The sequence below is a fragment of the Porphyromonas macacae DSM 20710 = JCM 13914 genome (assembly GCF_000379945.1).
Lineage (GTDB): Bacteria > Bacteroidota > Bacteroidia > Bacteroidales > Porphyromonadaceae > Porphyromonas > Porphyromonas macacae.
Map to the genome: position 1 here is coordinate 1 of NZ_KB904132.1, position 13,752 is coordinate 13,752.

9 protein-coding genes and 1 pseudogene are annotated in these 13,752 nt (G+C 42.2%); 6 read left to right on the forward strand and 4 right to left on the reverse strand.

What is annotated here, in order from left to right; translation table 11 throughout:
• A pseudogene (locus A3GI_RS11730) lies at window positions 1-183 on the forward strand (IS4 family transposase); the annotation flags it as partial.
• A 102-nt stretch (window positions 184-285) separates the two neighbouring features.
• On the opposite strand, the gene trxB reads toward A3GI_RS11730, so the two are convergent.
• From trxB to rplU, 4 genes are all read right to left on the reverse strand, one after another.
• Complete coding sequence (gene trxB / locus A3GI_RS0105030; RefSeq protein WP_018360379.1) at window positions 286-1,224, reverse strand: thioredoxin-disulfide reductase; 939 nt, start codon at window positions 1,222-1,224, stop codon at window positions 286-288.
• Window positions 1,225-1,280: 56 nt separating this feature from the next.
• A complete protein-coding gene (serS, locus tag A3GI_RS0105035) occupies window positions 1,281-2,555 on the reverse strand; it encodes a serine--tRNA ligase (protein WP_018360380.1) in 1,275 nt (424 codons plus the stop codon).
• Window positions 2,556-2,734: 179 nt separating this feature from the next.
• On the reverse strand, window positions 2,735-2,992 hold the full coding sequence (gene rpmA / locus A3GI_RS0105040; protein ID WP_018360381.1) for a 50S ribosomal protein L27: 258 nt from the start codon (window positions 2,990-2,992) through the stop codon (window positions 2,735-2,737).
• A 30-nt stretch (window positions 2,993-3,022) separates the two neighbouring features.
• Window positions 3,023-3,340 carry a 50S ribosomal protein L21 gene (gene rplU / locus A3GI_RS0105045; RefSeq protein WP_018360382.1) on the reverse strand — a complete coding sequence of 106 codons (318 nt, stop codon included), beginning with the start codon at window positions 3,338-3,340 and terminating at the stop codon, window positions 3,023-3,025.
• A 414-nt stretch (window positions 3,341-3,754) separates the two neighbouring features.
• Here rplU and A3GI_RS0105050 point away from each other — a divergent pair, with 414 nt between their 5' ends.
• The 5 genes from A3GI_RS0105050 to A3GI_RS0105070 all read left to right on the forward strand — a co-directional run bounded on the left by A3GI_RS0105050 (window position 3,755) and on the right by A3GI_RS0105070 (window position 13,752).
• Window positions 3,755-5,107: a TolC family protein gene (locus A3GI_RS0105050; protein ID WP_018360384.1), complete on the forward strand. Its 1,353-nt coding sequence runs from the start codon at window positions 3,755-3,757 to the stop codon at window positions 5,105-5,107.
• A 17-nt stretch (window positions 5,108-5,124) separates the two neighbouring features.
• Window positions 5,125-6,375, forward strand: a complete 1,251-nt coding sequence (locus tag A3GI_RS0105055; protein ID WP_018360385.1) for an efflux RND transporter periplasmic adaptor subunit — start codon at window positions 5,125-5,127, stop codon at window positions 6,373-6,375.
• 21 nt (window positions 6,376-6,396) lie between these two features.
• Window positions 6,397-8,766 carry an ABC transporter permease gene (locus tag A3GI_RS0105060; protein WP_018360386.1) on the forward strand — a complete coding sequence of 790 codons (2,370 nt, stop codon included), beginning with the start codon at window positions 6,397-6,399 and terminating at the stop codon, window positions 8,764-8,766.
• Between the two features lie 127 nt (window positions 8,767-8,893).
• Window positions 8,894-11,257: an ABC transporter permease gene (locus A3GI_RS0105065; RefSeq protein WP_018360387.1), complete on the forward strand. Its 2,364-nt coding sequence runs from the start codon at window positions 8,894-8,896 to the stop codon at window positions 11,255-11,257.
• 152 nt (window positions 11,258-11,409) lie between these two features.
• On the forward strand, window positions 11,410-13,752 hold the full coding sequence (locus A3GI_RS0105070; protein WP_018360388.1) for an ABC transporter permease: 2,343 nt from the start codon (window positions 11,410-11,412) through the stop codon (window positions 13,750-13,752).

Consider the following 13,752-nt stretch of genomic DNA (forward strand, 5'->3'; position numbering starts at 1 on the left):
ATGCAACGTAGACTGAAACGTTCGTGGAGTTTCTCGGGACTTGCAACCATGGTACGTATCGTGCTAATGTACTATATGGACTTTTACTCTCTTTTTAATCATCCTGAGCAGGATTGGATAGCGCAATTTGCGCAAGAAGAAGCCCCGCCAGAGCCGAATCTTTTCGACTGGGGGGCTTACTAAAACGAAAATAACTCTAATGGAAACGGTTTGACGGGGGAGCAAGACTTTTTTCTGCTTTCAAAAATTTTTAGCGGACAGCAATAATTTGGAATATAAGAAGGATTACAGTCCGTGTTCGCTAAGGTAGCGTTCGGCTTCGATAGCAGCTTTACAGCCTGAGCCTGCAGCGGTAACAGCCTGACGGTAAATAGGATCTGCCACATCACCGGCTGCATATACCCCGGGAATATTGGTTTTAGGTGTGCCTGCTACAGTTTTTATATAGCCAACTTCGTCTGTCTCCAAATACTTCTTGAATACATCGCTGTTTGGCTTGTGCCCGATAGCCAGAAAGAAACCATCTATGGCTATGTCTACTTTTTCTTCATCGGGTTCACCTTTGCGTTTTACCAAATGAGCGCCTTCAACTCCGTTGTCTCCGAAGAGGCCGAGTGTATTGTGTTCGAAAAGGACTTTGATATTGGGCGTGTTCATTACACGATCTTGCATAACCTGGCTGGCACGCAGGTAGTTTTTCCGAACAATCAGATAAACCTGCTTAGCCAGAGACGAAAGGTACAAGGCCTCTTCGCAGGCGGTATCTCCGCCACCTACTACGGCAACGTTTTTACCTCTGTAAAAAAAGCCATCGCACGTAGCACAGGCCGATACTCCCATACCTGCATATTTAGCTTCATCTTCCAGTCCGAGATATTTGGCTGAAGCCCCGGTAGCAATAATGAGTGTGTCTGTTTCTAATTCGGTCTCTCCATCTATAGTAATACGATAAGGAGCTTTTGACAAATCAGCACCTGTAACGATACCGCTGCGCAGGTCTGCACCGAATCTTTCGGCTTGTTTACGCAGTTGATCCATCATTTCTGTGCCATTGATACCTTCGGGATAACCCGGAAAATTTTCAATGTCTGTAGTCGTTGTAAGTTGTCCGCCCGGTTGAATACCTGCATACAGTACCGGATTGAGGTTTGCACGTGATGCATAAATAGCAGCGGTGTAACCGGCCGGTCCGGAACCGATAATGAGGCAACGAATGTGTTCCATATTATGAATGTTAGTTAATTATTTCTGGTAAATGAACAGATATTCTGTTATTTGGTTTAAGGGTGCGGGATAATTTCAAAACGGGTATAGGGTACCAGAGCCTTGGGGATGCGTATTCCTTCCGGAGTCTGGTTGTTTTCCAGCAGTGCCGCCACGATACGCGGCAAGGCTAAAGCACTGCCATTGAGTGTATGGCAAAGCTGTACGCCTTCAGTGCTTCTGTATCGACATTTCAGACGATTTGCCTGATAGCTTTCGAAATTGGATACGGAGCTAACCTCCAGCCACCTTTGTTGGGCGGCGGAATATACCTCAAAGTCATAGGTCAGGGCAGAAGTAAAACTTATGTCTCCCCCGCACAAACGCAAGATACGCCATGGGAGTTCTAATTTTTCCACAAGGCCCTGTACATAGTCGACCATCTGTTTTAACTGCTCGTATGAATGTTCCGGTTTATCGATACAAACAATTTCCACTTTGTCGAATTGGTGTAGACGGTTTAACCCGCGTACATCTTTTCCGTATGAGCCGGCTTCACGTCTGAAACAGGCAGAGTAGGCCGTGTTTTTAATTGGCAGATCTTTTTCTTCCAAAATAACATCGCGGTAGATGTTTGTTACGGGTACCTCTGCGGTAGGAATCAGATACAGATTGTCCTGTTCCATATGGTACATTTGCCCTTCTTTGTCCGGTAACTGGCCTGTGCCGTATCCGGAATCTTCGTTTACCACATAAGGCGGTTGAATTTCCAAAAATCCGGCTTCGCGTGCATTGTCTAAGAAAAAATCTATCAAGGCACGTTGTAAACGAGCTCCATATCCTTTATACACGGGAAAGCCGGCCCCTGTAATTTTTACTCCCAATTCAAAATCGATCAGATCGTATTCTTTGGCCAGGTCCCAATGCGCTTTCGGCTCTTTGCCCAAATTCGGTATTTCTCCACCCGTTTTTACGCATACGTTGTCCTCTGCTCCGTTTCCTTCGGGTACTTCAGCACATGGAATATTCGGTATTGAAAGAAGTATGTTTTTAATGTCATTTTCGGCTTTGGTCATCTCTTCTTCCAGATTTTTACTCTGAGCCTTCAGGTCTGAAACTTTTTGTCGCATGTTTTGTGCCTCGTCCACTTTTCCTTCTTTCATCAGTTGGCCGATGGATTTGGCAATCATGTTTTGCTCACGCAAAGATTCATCTCTTTTTTGCTGCGCTCCTCTTCTGGCCTCATCCAAAGCGATTACCCGTTCGATTGCTTCGCTTGCATCAAAATGTTTAACGGCCAGAAGTCTGATTATTTCGTCTTTATTGTTGAGTATTTGTTTAATGGTTAGCATAAAATGTATTAAATAGCTGTCTTTGTTTCAGGAAGTAAAGATAAAAAAAAGTGGGCGACCACCGCTCAATTGTCTTTTGGACTTTATTGGCGGGGTGTGCCCACGATAATGTTTTGAAGAATTCTCTAAATAATAAAAATATAGAGAGGTATCTCTTTGTTGTAGTGGTTTGGCTCCGCTTATGCTTCTGCTTCTACTGAAACGTACGAGCGGTCATTGCGTTTGCGGGTAAATACAACTTTTCCATCTATGAGAGCATATAGAGTATGGTCTTTGCCCATGCCTACATTTTCTCCCGGGTGATGCTGTGTACCGCGCTGGCGAACCAGAATGTTTCCGGCTTTGCAATGTTCACCACCAAACAACTTAACGCCTAAGCGTTTGCTTTCAGATTCACGTCCGTTCTTGGAACTACCAACACCTTTCTTGTGTGCCATGATTCTTTTTCGTTTTTAGTGGTTTATTAACTATGCTACAATCTCTTTTACGGTTACTTCGGTAAACTGCTGACGATGGCCGTTCAGTTTGCGATAACCTTTTCTGCGTTTTTTGTGGAATATCAGCACCTTTTCTCCTTTTACGAGCGGGCTGATTACTTCACAAACAACTTTCGCACCTTCCACTGTAGGAGCGCCTACTGTTACGGTGCCATCGTTGTCAACGAGAAGCACGCGATCGAATTCTACCGTAGCACCACTTTCGATGTCTTTAATGTGGTGTACGAACAAGCGACGACCCTGTTCTACTTTGAACTGTTGTCCTTGAATTTCTGCAATTACGTACATGTTAAATAACTAATTAAAATTAGCCCCGTAAGGTGATGGTAAACCATACTTCCCGAACCTTACACAGGAATATCGGGCACAAAGATAACAATTTTTATTTTCTTATCCATGAACAAATTCATTTGTTTTTGCATGATTTTCTTAATCAAGTGCAATGCTATTGTAAATTTACATGAAATCAATGTAAGAGAATCTCGTCTTCTTCAAATCATTCCAAAACTTTTTTCAGTGCACGTCCTCCAATGCTCTCATTCTCTTTTTGGGTCCGAGTGTATAGTTTCTTTACACCCGGTGTAAAGTTTCTTTACACTTTACAAATATCCATAAAACTATAAAATCCTTATTTACAGTGAAATAGATATTCTGGCACGCTGTTGGTATGTGTAAAGTGTAAACAAAGAAACCTAACCGGATATGAACGTAAAAAAGATATTATGCTGCCTTGCCTTGACAGCGGTTTTGGGTGTTCAGGTATTGAAAGCGCAGCAATCCGTACAAACTTTGGATAGCTGTATCAGATACGCCTGGAAACATTCGATCGATGCTCGTCAGGCCGATGCCCGTTATTCATCGGCCAAAGCAGCCTATATAAATGCCATCGGCCAACTGTTGCCTCAGGTAAGTGCATCTACAAGAGTTTCATTCAATTTTGGTAGAGGATTGAATGCGGAGACAAATACCTATACAGACATCAACAGTTTTTCCAATAACTATTCTGTTTCGGCAAGTATGACTTTGTTTGACGGGTTTCAGAGTCTTTTTGCCATTGAAGAGAAAAGGCATCAGAAAAACCAGTCTAAACTCGATACGCAAAAACAGAGAAATCTCGCAGCATTGGGTACTGTGGAGGCTTACTACAACTTACTCTATAGCGAGGGTATGTATCGTTTATCCTTAGAAAAGTTGGGAGAAAGCAGCAAGTTGCTTGAGCAGGTTCAGCGCATGGAGGAGTTGGGTTCTAAGTCCCATGCCGATGTTTTGGAGGTGGCCGCCCGTGAGGCTTCGGACAGGGCAAGTGTAAGCAAGGCTAAAAATCAGGCTTTGATAGCAGAACTTCAGTTAAAAGAAAAAATGAATTGGCCTGTTGAAGAAGATTTGGTTATAGACTCTATTCCTCGAGAAATTCTGGATTCCGTTTTTGTGCAAATAGTTTCTGTTGACCGCCAAAGTGTATTCGAATATGCCGAAACCAATGATCCTGCTTTACAAATGGCACGTTTGCAAACACGTGCAGCTAAAGCATCCTTGAAAGCCTCCTGGGCGGATTTTTTACCTAAAATATATGTAGGGGCCGGTTTTAATACCGGATTCTCGCGGTTTATGGATGGATCCGAATATGTATCCTTTAAGGAACAGCTCAAAAATCGTCGTGGACATTATGTGGGGTTCAGCCTTAACATTCCTCTTTTCAGTAATTTTTCAAAAATCACAGGCGTATCCAAATCGCGTGCATCTCGTGTTATCGCACAGCTGGAGGAAGAACGCGCACGAAACACATTATATACCAGTGTCGTTCGTGAAATCGGCGATATGCAAGGAGCTCTCGAGCTGTATGTTCAGGGTGTGGCGCAGGTTAAAGCTACGGAGCTTGCTTACAGGGCAGCACAGAAAAGATACCAGGTGGGTATGATCAGCGTGATAGAGTTATCCACTACATCCAACAGATACCTCGAAGCTCAGGTAAACTGCCTGCGAGCCTATACGCAATATCTTCTGAAGACCAAGTATGTAAAATATTATCAGGGAGAATCGTTCATCGAAGAATAAAAACAAACAATATAATTATGGACAGGAAAATCGAAAAGAAGAAAGGGCTTAGACGTAAACATATCCCCTATATCGCAGGTGGAGCTTTTGTTCTGGTCGTTGTATTTTGGATGATTTTTGGCAATCACTCTTCCAAATATCGCGTTGATAAGGATAAAGTGACTATCAGCACCGTTTCCGACGGCGAGTTTAATGACTATGTCCGTATCAACGGGCAGGTGCAGCCTATCAATATTATTCAACTGAGTGCACTGGAAGGCGGTATGGTGTCAGAAAAACTGGTGGAAGAGGGATCGATGGTAAAAAAAGGACAAATTTTGGTACGCCTTACCAATCCTAATCTTAACCTTAACATTCTAAACAGTGAAGCACAATTGGCGGAAAAACAAAACTTCCTTCGCAATACGCAGGTAACCATGGAGCAAGATCGTTTAAATCTGAAAAAAGAGCGTCTGCAACTCGAAACGGATGTTACCCGTAAGCAGCGTCGTGCCGATCAGTTTGCACAGCTTTATAAAGAAAAACTCTGCTCGAAAGAAGAATATCTCCAGGCTCAAGAAGATGCCCGTGTGGCAAAAGAAAGCTACGATTTGGTACGCGAACGCCAAAAACAGGATGAAATCTATCGCGGCATTCAGATGAAACAAATGGAAGAGAGCTTACACAATATGCAGCAGAATTTGATTTTGGTGCGTGAGCGTGTAGCCGATTTGGATATAAAAGCACCCGTGGACGGTCAGTTGGGACTTTTGGATGTCGAGGTCGGGCAGAATGTAGGTTCGGGCATGAAAATCGGTCAGATCAATGTGTTAAGCGACTATAAAGTGGAAGCCATGATAGACGAACACTATATCGATCGTGTCAAAGCAGATCTCACTGCTTCATTCGAAAGGCAGGATAGAAACTACGGGCTTCGTGTGCGTAAAGTATTTCCCGAAGTGCGTGATAAACAATTTCGTACCGAATTCGTATTCAGTGGCGAACGCCCGGATAATATACGTACCGGTCAGACTTATTACATCAATCTGCAACTGGGACAGCCTCAACAGGCTATTATGATACCTCGCGGGGCTTTTTATCAGACTACGGGGGGGCAGTGGATCTATGTGGTGAGCAAAGACGGTAACAAGGCCGTACGCCGGCAAATAACCATCGGGCGTCAGAACCCGCAGTTTTACGAAGTCACTTCCGGACTTCAACCCGGAGAGAAAGTCGTTACCTCCTCTTATGACACATTCGGAGATGTTCAGGAGCTGGTTCTAAAGTAATTTATAATATCAGACAATACGATGCGTACCTATCTGAAATACCTGAGCCGCAACAAACTTTATACGTTTGTATCAGTATTCGGTTTAGCCTTTTCATTGATGTTCGTTATTCTTTTGGGATTTTATGTATACGGTGAAAAATCCGTGGATAGTTTCCACTCCAAAGCTGATTGTATATATATGCTTCGTTCAGAACATCACGCCTCTTTGCCCAATCCTGCACCACAATATATACAAGAGTTAATACCGGAAGTGGAAAACTATTGCAGGGTAGCAAACTTTAGCCATTATATCCGGACTATTCATGGCGAAAAGATTAAACTTTCATTGCTACTGGTCGATAAATCATTTTTTACAATGTTTGATTTCAAACTTAAAGAAGGTGATGCAAGGCAAGTACTTTCGGGGCACAACTCTATTGTATTGACCAGAGAGGCTGCTACAAAAATTTGGGACAATGAAAATCCAATAGGTAAGACGGTCTTTGATGACAAACTGACGGTTTCCGGTATCATGGATGTTATCCCATATTACAGCCAGTTCCCGCAAGTAGATGGAGTGGTAAGCTATGATTTCATAGAGGAAGTTTACGGTGAGAATATTCTAGATAAGTGGGGACACTATAAGTTTGCTGCATATTTTCTGATGAAGCCTTACACCGACATTTCCACTAAAGCTAAAATGTTGGAAAACTTATTCACCCAAAAAGATAGTCGGATGGTGTTATGGTCGTCCGGTATAGCCAAAGAAGTACACTTTGTCCCCTTCAGAGCCTGTTACTATGATCCGTTGGTGATTTGTCAATCTTTTTTTATACGTAAAAATAATAATACCAAGGTTAAAATACTCACCGGAATAGTTTTACTCATATTGATTATAGCCATTCTGAATTATATCAATATGACTATGGCTCAGGCAGGATTCAGAGGACGAGAAGCTGCCATACGTCGATTATTGGGTAGCAGTCGTATGGGACTGATACGCAAATTTTTATATGAATCGTTTTTGATGACAGTCATATCTTTTACTGTGGGCATTTTGTTGGCGTTTTTGGTTGAGGCTTCTTTTAACGAAATATTGGAAACCAAATTAGATCTTGTTCATCGTTTTACTCCCGAAGTAATAGTTGTGATCGCCTTTTTCATCATCATGTTATCCATTATATCCGGCATTCTTCCGGCTTTGGTTATTTCTCGTTTCAAACCTGTTGAAGTAATCAAGGGAACCTTGCGATATCGTATCAAAAGTACCTATTCCAAATTTCTGATTGTTTTTCAATATTTTGTTTCGGTGGTGCTTCTTATCTGTAGTTTTTTCATTCTGATGCAGTCGTATTATCTCATTCATACGGACTTGGGCTTTCGTACACGTGGTATAATGCTGATTTACAATAATATGGATTCCATTCCACAGGCTTCTCTACGTCAAGAATTGCAGAAGATACCCGGGGTCGATATGGTTTCATACAGTTGTGGTAACCCTATTGGTAGCACAAATAATGTAAGTTTTAATATCGGCGATGAATCTTATATTACTTGGGAAATGATGGTGGATTCATTGTTTTTTGACTTCTTTGAAATAAAATATACCCCTGTTATTCACGAAACACCTGATGTACTTTTCAATTCAGACCGTTTTAATCAAACTCATTTAATGCCGGCATGGATTTCTTCTTCCATGGTTAATGTAGTGAAACCGGATCCGAATACGGGTGAATTTACTCGTGGTACTTATGCCCATTCTGATGGTCTTACTCATCTTTTGGCTGGCATACTGCCGGAATTGAAATACAGGCCGCTAAATGAAGGTCTTTTACCATTGCTTATTCATCCCATGAAGCAAGGACAGTATCCTTGGACAACAATGGTGCGCATACATGAGCAAGCCGATAGAAAAACTGTGGAGAAAGCTGTGGTGACTATCTATAAACGTATGGGGCATGTGGATGAGGTAGATTACCGGTGGGCAGAAGACCTCATTCGAGAGCGATATCGCTCTCAAACCCACTTGTCACAATTGATTACAGCTTTTACCCTGCTTACTTTGGTAATTATGACGATGGGTGTCTTTGCCATGAGCCTATATATGATCAAGCAAAAAGAAAAAGAAATAGCTCTGCGTAAAGTGAATGGAGCCACTGAAACTATGATACTGAAAATGCTTAATCTGCAATCCATGAAATGGTTCGCTATAGCCTTGCTAATAGCTATTCCGGTAAGTTATTGGGTTATGAATCGATGGCTGCAAACATTCACTTATCATATTTCCCTTTCGTGGTGGGTATTTGTAGCGGCTGCCATTATTGTTATGTTGCTTTCCTTGGTGAGCACGTCCTCACAGAGTTGGAGAGCCTCACGTGTTGATCCTGTTAAATATCTTAAAAATGAATAACACATCTTCAATATAGCTTCGACAATTATCCTTGTAAAAACGTTCCTCTCTGAAAAACAGCTACACGAGACGCTGAGAATAAACAAGAAGAATATTCTAACAAATAGAAATATAAATACACTATACGATGCGTACCTATCTGAAATATCTGAGCCGCAACAAACTTTATACGTTTGTTACCATTATCGGTTTTGCTCTTTCTTTGATGTTTGTTTTTGTGTTGGGTTTTTATGTCCGGCATGAACGCAGTGCAGATCGGTTTCATTCGCACTACAAACAGATCTATCAACTTAATTTCGCTTCGAAGAAATTCGATTGGGCTAACAGTCCCATCACTTCTTACCCCGCAGGTACTCTGATTAAAGAACGGATCCCTGTTGTAGAAGATGTTTGTCGTATCAGCGATTATAACGATAAAGAATACGTTTTTACAGGAAATGATCCCGGGCAAGGTCTTCTAACTTCTCATATTTCTGTACAAAGTAATTTTTTCTCTTTTTTCGATGGCTTCAAACTTAAAGAGGGAAACCCTAAAGATGTTCTGATAGAAAAGGGTAGTGCCGTCATTTCCACCACACTTGCTTCCAAACTGTTTGGTTCGGAAAGCCCGATTGGTAAGGAAATCTTTTTTTATGATTTCATGAAAGAAAAGAATACTTATAGTATAACGGGGATCATGAAGCCGATGTCCGAAAACAGCCACATTACTCCTGTCGAACTTCTGCTTTATCAGGAGCCTGCAGAGGGAGACGTCAATCATGGAAACTATATTACCTATATAAAAGCCAAACCCGGAATAGATTTGGTGAAAAAAGAAGATCTTATTCACAAAGCCATTGATGGCAAAGATGTGGTATTCTTTTTTGATAAAGAAGCCATAGCCAAAGTATGGCCTCTGGAGAAATGCTATCTCTCACCTTTCAGCAAATCTGATATGAGTTTCCTGCATATGGTAAAAAAGGGAAATATCGATCGTATCAGGATGATTTCAGCCGTTACCCTGCTGATTCTGGTTATAGCCATTATCAGTTATATCAATTTGACTTTGGCTCAGGCGGGCAGCCGTGGTCGGGAGGTTGCTCTGAAAAAACTTTTGGGCAGCAGCCGTTCGGCCATTGTTTTTCAATTATGGAAAGAGTCTCTTTTGGTTATTTTGTTGAGTACGCTGGTTGCTTTGATGACCATGTTTCTTATGGAGCCTGTTTTTGATCGTCTTTTCGATACTCATCTTTACCTGTCGCAGAATATCACTTTGTCGTTAATTCTTATACTCATCGGCTTGATGTTGGTGTTGAGTATTATCTGCGCTGTGTTGCCCGCCTTGTTTATATCCCGTTTCCGTCCTGTAGATATAGTCAGCGGCAAGTTCAGACGGTTGGTTAAAAGCCGTTTCTCACAGGTTATGGTGGTATCTCAATATGTCATAACTATGGTGCTGATTGGTTGTACGCTGATTATGGGTTGGCAAATCCGGTTTATGACCAACTCCGATCTGGGTTATAACTATAAAAACATGCTTACCGTATCGGTTTTCGGAATGGAAACAAAAACCATTAATACCATTAAGGAAGAATTCGGGAAAATTCCCGGAATCACAGGAGTCGGGTTAACCCGCGGCACACCCGTTAACGGGGGAAATAATAACTCTTCGAATTATAAAGGAAAACCGACTCCTATGCAAATATTTCAGATGGACAGTGTTGCTTTGCGTCTGATGAATCTGAAAATGAAACCCAATGGTTTGCAGGCCGGAGATCCTGATAGGGCTTTTTATCTAAGCCGTGCCGCTTACAATGATTTTGACGTGGCCAATTTACCGGATAATGTTATTCATTGGGGGCAAGCGGGAGACTTTTACTATTGCGGTGATGCTCCGGATTTGCGTTTTGGCGGTTTTAAGGGAGTTCAAAGCAGTTATTTGTTTTCTTCTTTCCCCTCCTCTCCGAGATATTTGTGGTCAATTCTTGTCGGATACGATTCTCATACGGATTATGTGGTGTTAACGGAAAAACTTCGTTCTACTTACAGCCGGATAACGGGTATACCTTATACCGAAATAAAAAGAACGGAAGATACCATTGCCGAGCACAGCCGTGAAGAACGTTCTATCGGCGGTTTTCTGCTCCTTTTCAGTATACTGGCTTTGATAAGCACGGTGATGAGTGTGTTTGCCATGTCTGCTCTGCGTATCCGTCACAAGCAGAAAGAGATTGCTATTCGCAAGGTGATCGGGGCGCGTGAAGTACAGATTCTGAAAATTATCAGCCGTCAGAGCCTGTGGAATCTTTTTTCTGCTTTCGTTGTATCTGCTCCGATAACATACTTTATCATGCAGCGTTGGTTGCAGGGTTATACATATCATACGGCAATGCCCTGGTGGGCTTTCCCGGCAGCGCTTCTCATCGTCTCTTCGGTCGCTTTCGTTTCCATGCTCAGCATGTCGCTGAAAGCAGCCGTAAGCAACCCCGTGGATTACCTCAAAAACGAATAACTGATTTCGATATGGTAAATATATCTACTTCAGCGAGATTATCCATGTAGGAAAGTTTCTTTCTCTTAAATAAAAAACCGGTTAATACAAAGATAGGAGTGGAGAAACAAGAAGAATAATTAAAAATAGAAACATAAATATTATTAAATACAATGCGTACTTATCTAAAATATCTCGGTCGTAATAAGCTTTATACTTTTGTTACCGTGGTTGGTTTTGCGATGTCGCTGACGTTTGTAATAATGCTAGGTTTTTATATCAATCGTGAGAACAACGCTGACACTTTTCAGCCCGATATAGCCTGTATCTATCAGCTCAACTATAAATCTGGAATGAAGGGTGTGTCTGGTCCTGTTTCCGCCTATCCTTCTGCCAATATGCTTCGGGAGCAGATGCCCGATGTGGAGGATGTTTGTCATATTGGAAGTTGTAACGATAGCGAATATATCTTTCGTTCTGATCGTGAAAGCGAGGGTGTTATATCTGGGCGATTGGGGGTAGATAGCAATTTCTTCACCTTTTTCACCGGCTACAAGCTCAAAGAGGGTAATCCTGCTACAGTACTTCTCGACAAGAACAGTACAGTTATTTCCGAGTGGCTTGCTAATTCCCTTTTTGGCAATGAATCTCCTATAGGTAAAGAGATTTGCTATGTGGATTGGGATAAAAACAAACATACCTATAAGGTTTCCGGTATCATGAAAAACATGTCGGATAATAGTCATCTCAAACCCATGAGTATGCTTTTTGTCTTGGAGCCCAACGAAAATTGGAATTCAGCAAGATATTGGTCTTATCTGAAAGCTCGTGAGGGTGTGGATTTATCCAAACAATCGGCTATAGCTCAGAAGTTATTGAGAGGAAAGGATACAAAGTATAGATTTGACAAAGAAACGGAAGCCATCCTGTACCCTATGAGTCGTTGCTATATGGAGCCCGTGGCAGAATTGTCCATGCATCCTGCTGCACAGTATGGCAGCCCTGCGCGCATTCGCTTGCTCACCGGAGCTTCGCTCCTTATTCTGATTATCGCCATTATCAGTTATATCAACCTGACGTTGGCACAGGCCGGTAGCCGAGGCAGGGAAGTGGCTCTGAAGAAACTCCTTGGCAGTACGCGATGTGCCATTGTATATCAGCTTTGGGAAGAGTCTTTAGTACTTATCGGAGTCAGCACCGTCATGTCTCTTTTCGGGTTATTTCTAATGGAACCTGTTTTCAATAAATTATTGGATACACAGTTACATCTGCAAGACAATTTCACTTTTGAATTAGGCTTGGTAATACTGGGCGGTATGTTGCTGCTTAGTGTTATATGTGCTTTGCTGCCTGCATTCTTTATTTCTCGTTTCAAACCGGTCGAGGTGGTGAGTGGAAAGTTTCGCCGTATTGTGAAAAATCGTTTTTCACGCATCATGCTCATTACCCAGTATGCCATTACCATGGTCATGATAGCTTGCACACTGATTATCGGAGCACAGGTTTATTTTATGACACATGGAGACTTGGGTTATGACTACCAGAATAAACTTCTTGTATCCGTATTTGGTCTGGAGGATACACAAGTGAAAACTCTGCACAATGAATTTGGAAAAATGTCGGGTGTCCGTTCGGTAGGCCGGTTAACCAATTCGTTTTTCTCTGTGAGTATAAACAGCTATGACTATAAGGGCACACAATATTACTTCTGCCGATTCGGTATGGATAGCGTGGCTTTGAACGCTTTTGGCATAAAGTTGCCGCCTGTCAATTTGCAAAACTCGTCTCTGCCCACACTTTATATGAGTAAAGGCGCTATACGCGAGTTGGGTATAGAAAAGATGCTGCCGGGAGAAAATATACATTTGAGTGAGACCGATTTCAATTTCGGAGGATTTGTAAAGGACTTTCGTTTTGGCAGTTTCAAAGAAAAACAGTTTAATTTTCTCATTGAGATACGCCCCGAAATGCCATGGCTTAGCGGTTTAATGATAGATGTTGTGTCACAAACTTCGAGGACCAAATTGCAAAATAAGGCTCGTGAGATTTATGCCAAGGTCACCGGATTCCCTTATACAGAGATGAAATGGAGTGAAGATTTAGTAGCTGAATTAAGCCGGGAGGAACAAAGTCTCAACGGTTTCTTGCAGCTGTTTAGTCTGTTGGCTTTGATAAGCACGGTGATGAGTGTGTTTGCCATGTCAGCCTTGCGTATCCGTCAGAAACAGAAAGAGGTGGCTATTCGCAAGGTGTTCGGAGCCCGCACCTCACAGATTATGCAGATGGTCAGCCGTCAGAGTCTGTGGAATCTTTTGATCTCCTTTGTCATAGCTACACCCATCGCTTACTACCTGATGCAGCGTTGGATGCAGGATTATATTTATCACATAACCGGTTATTGGTGGGCATTTTTTGTAGCATGGTTTGCTGTAGCTGTGGTGGCATTTGCCTCTATGTTCAGCATGACACTCAATGCTGCTAACACCAACCCTGTGGATTACCTCAAAAACGAATGA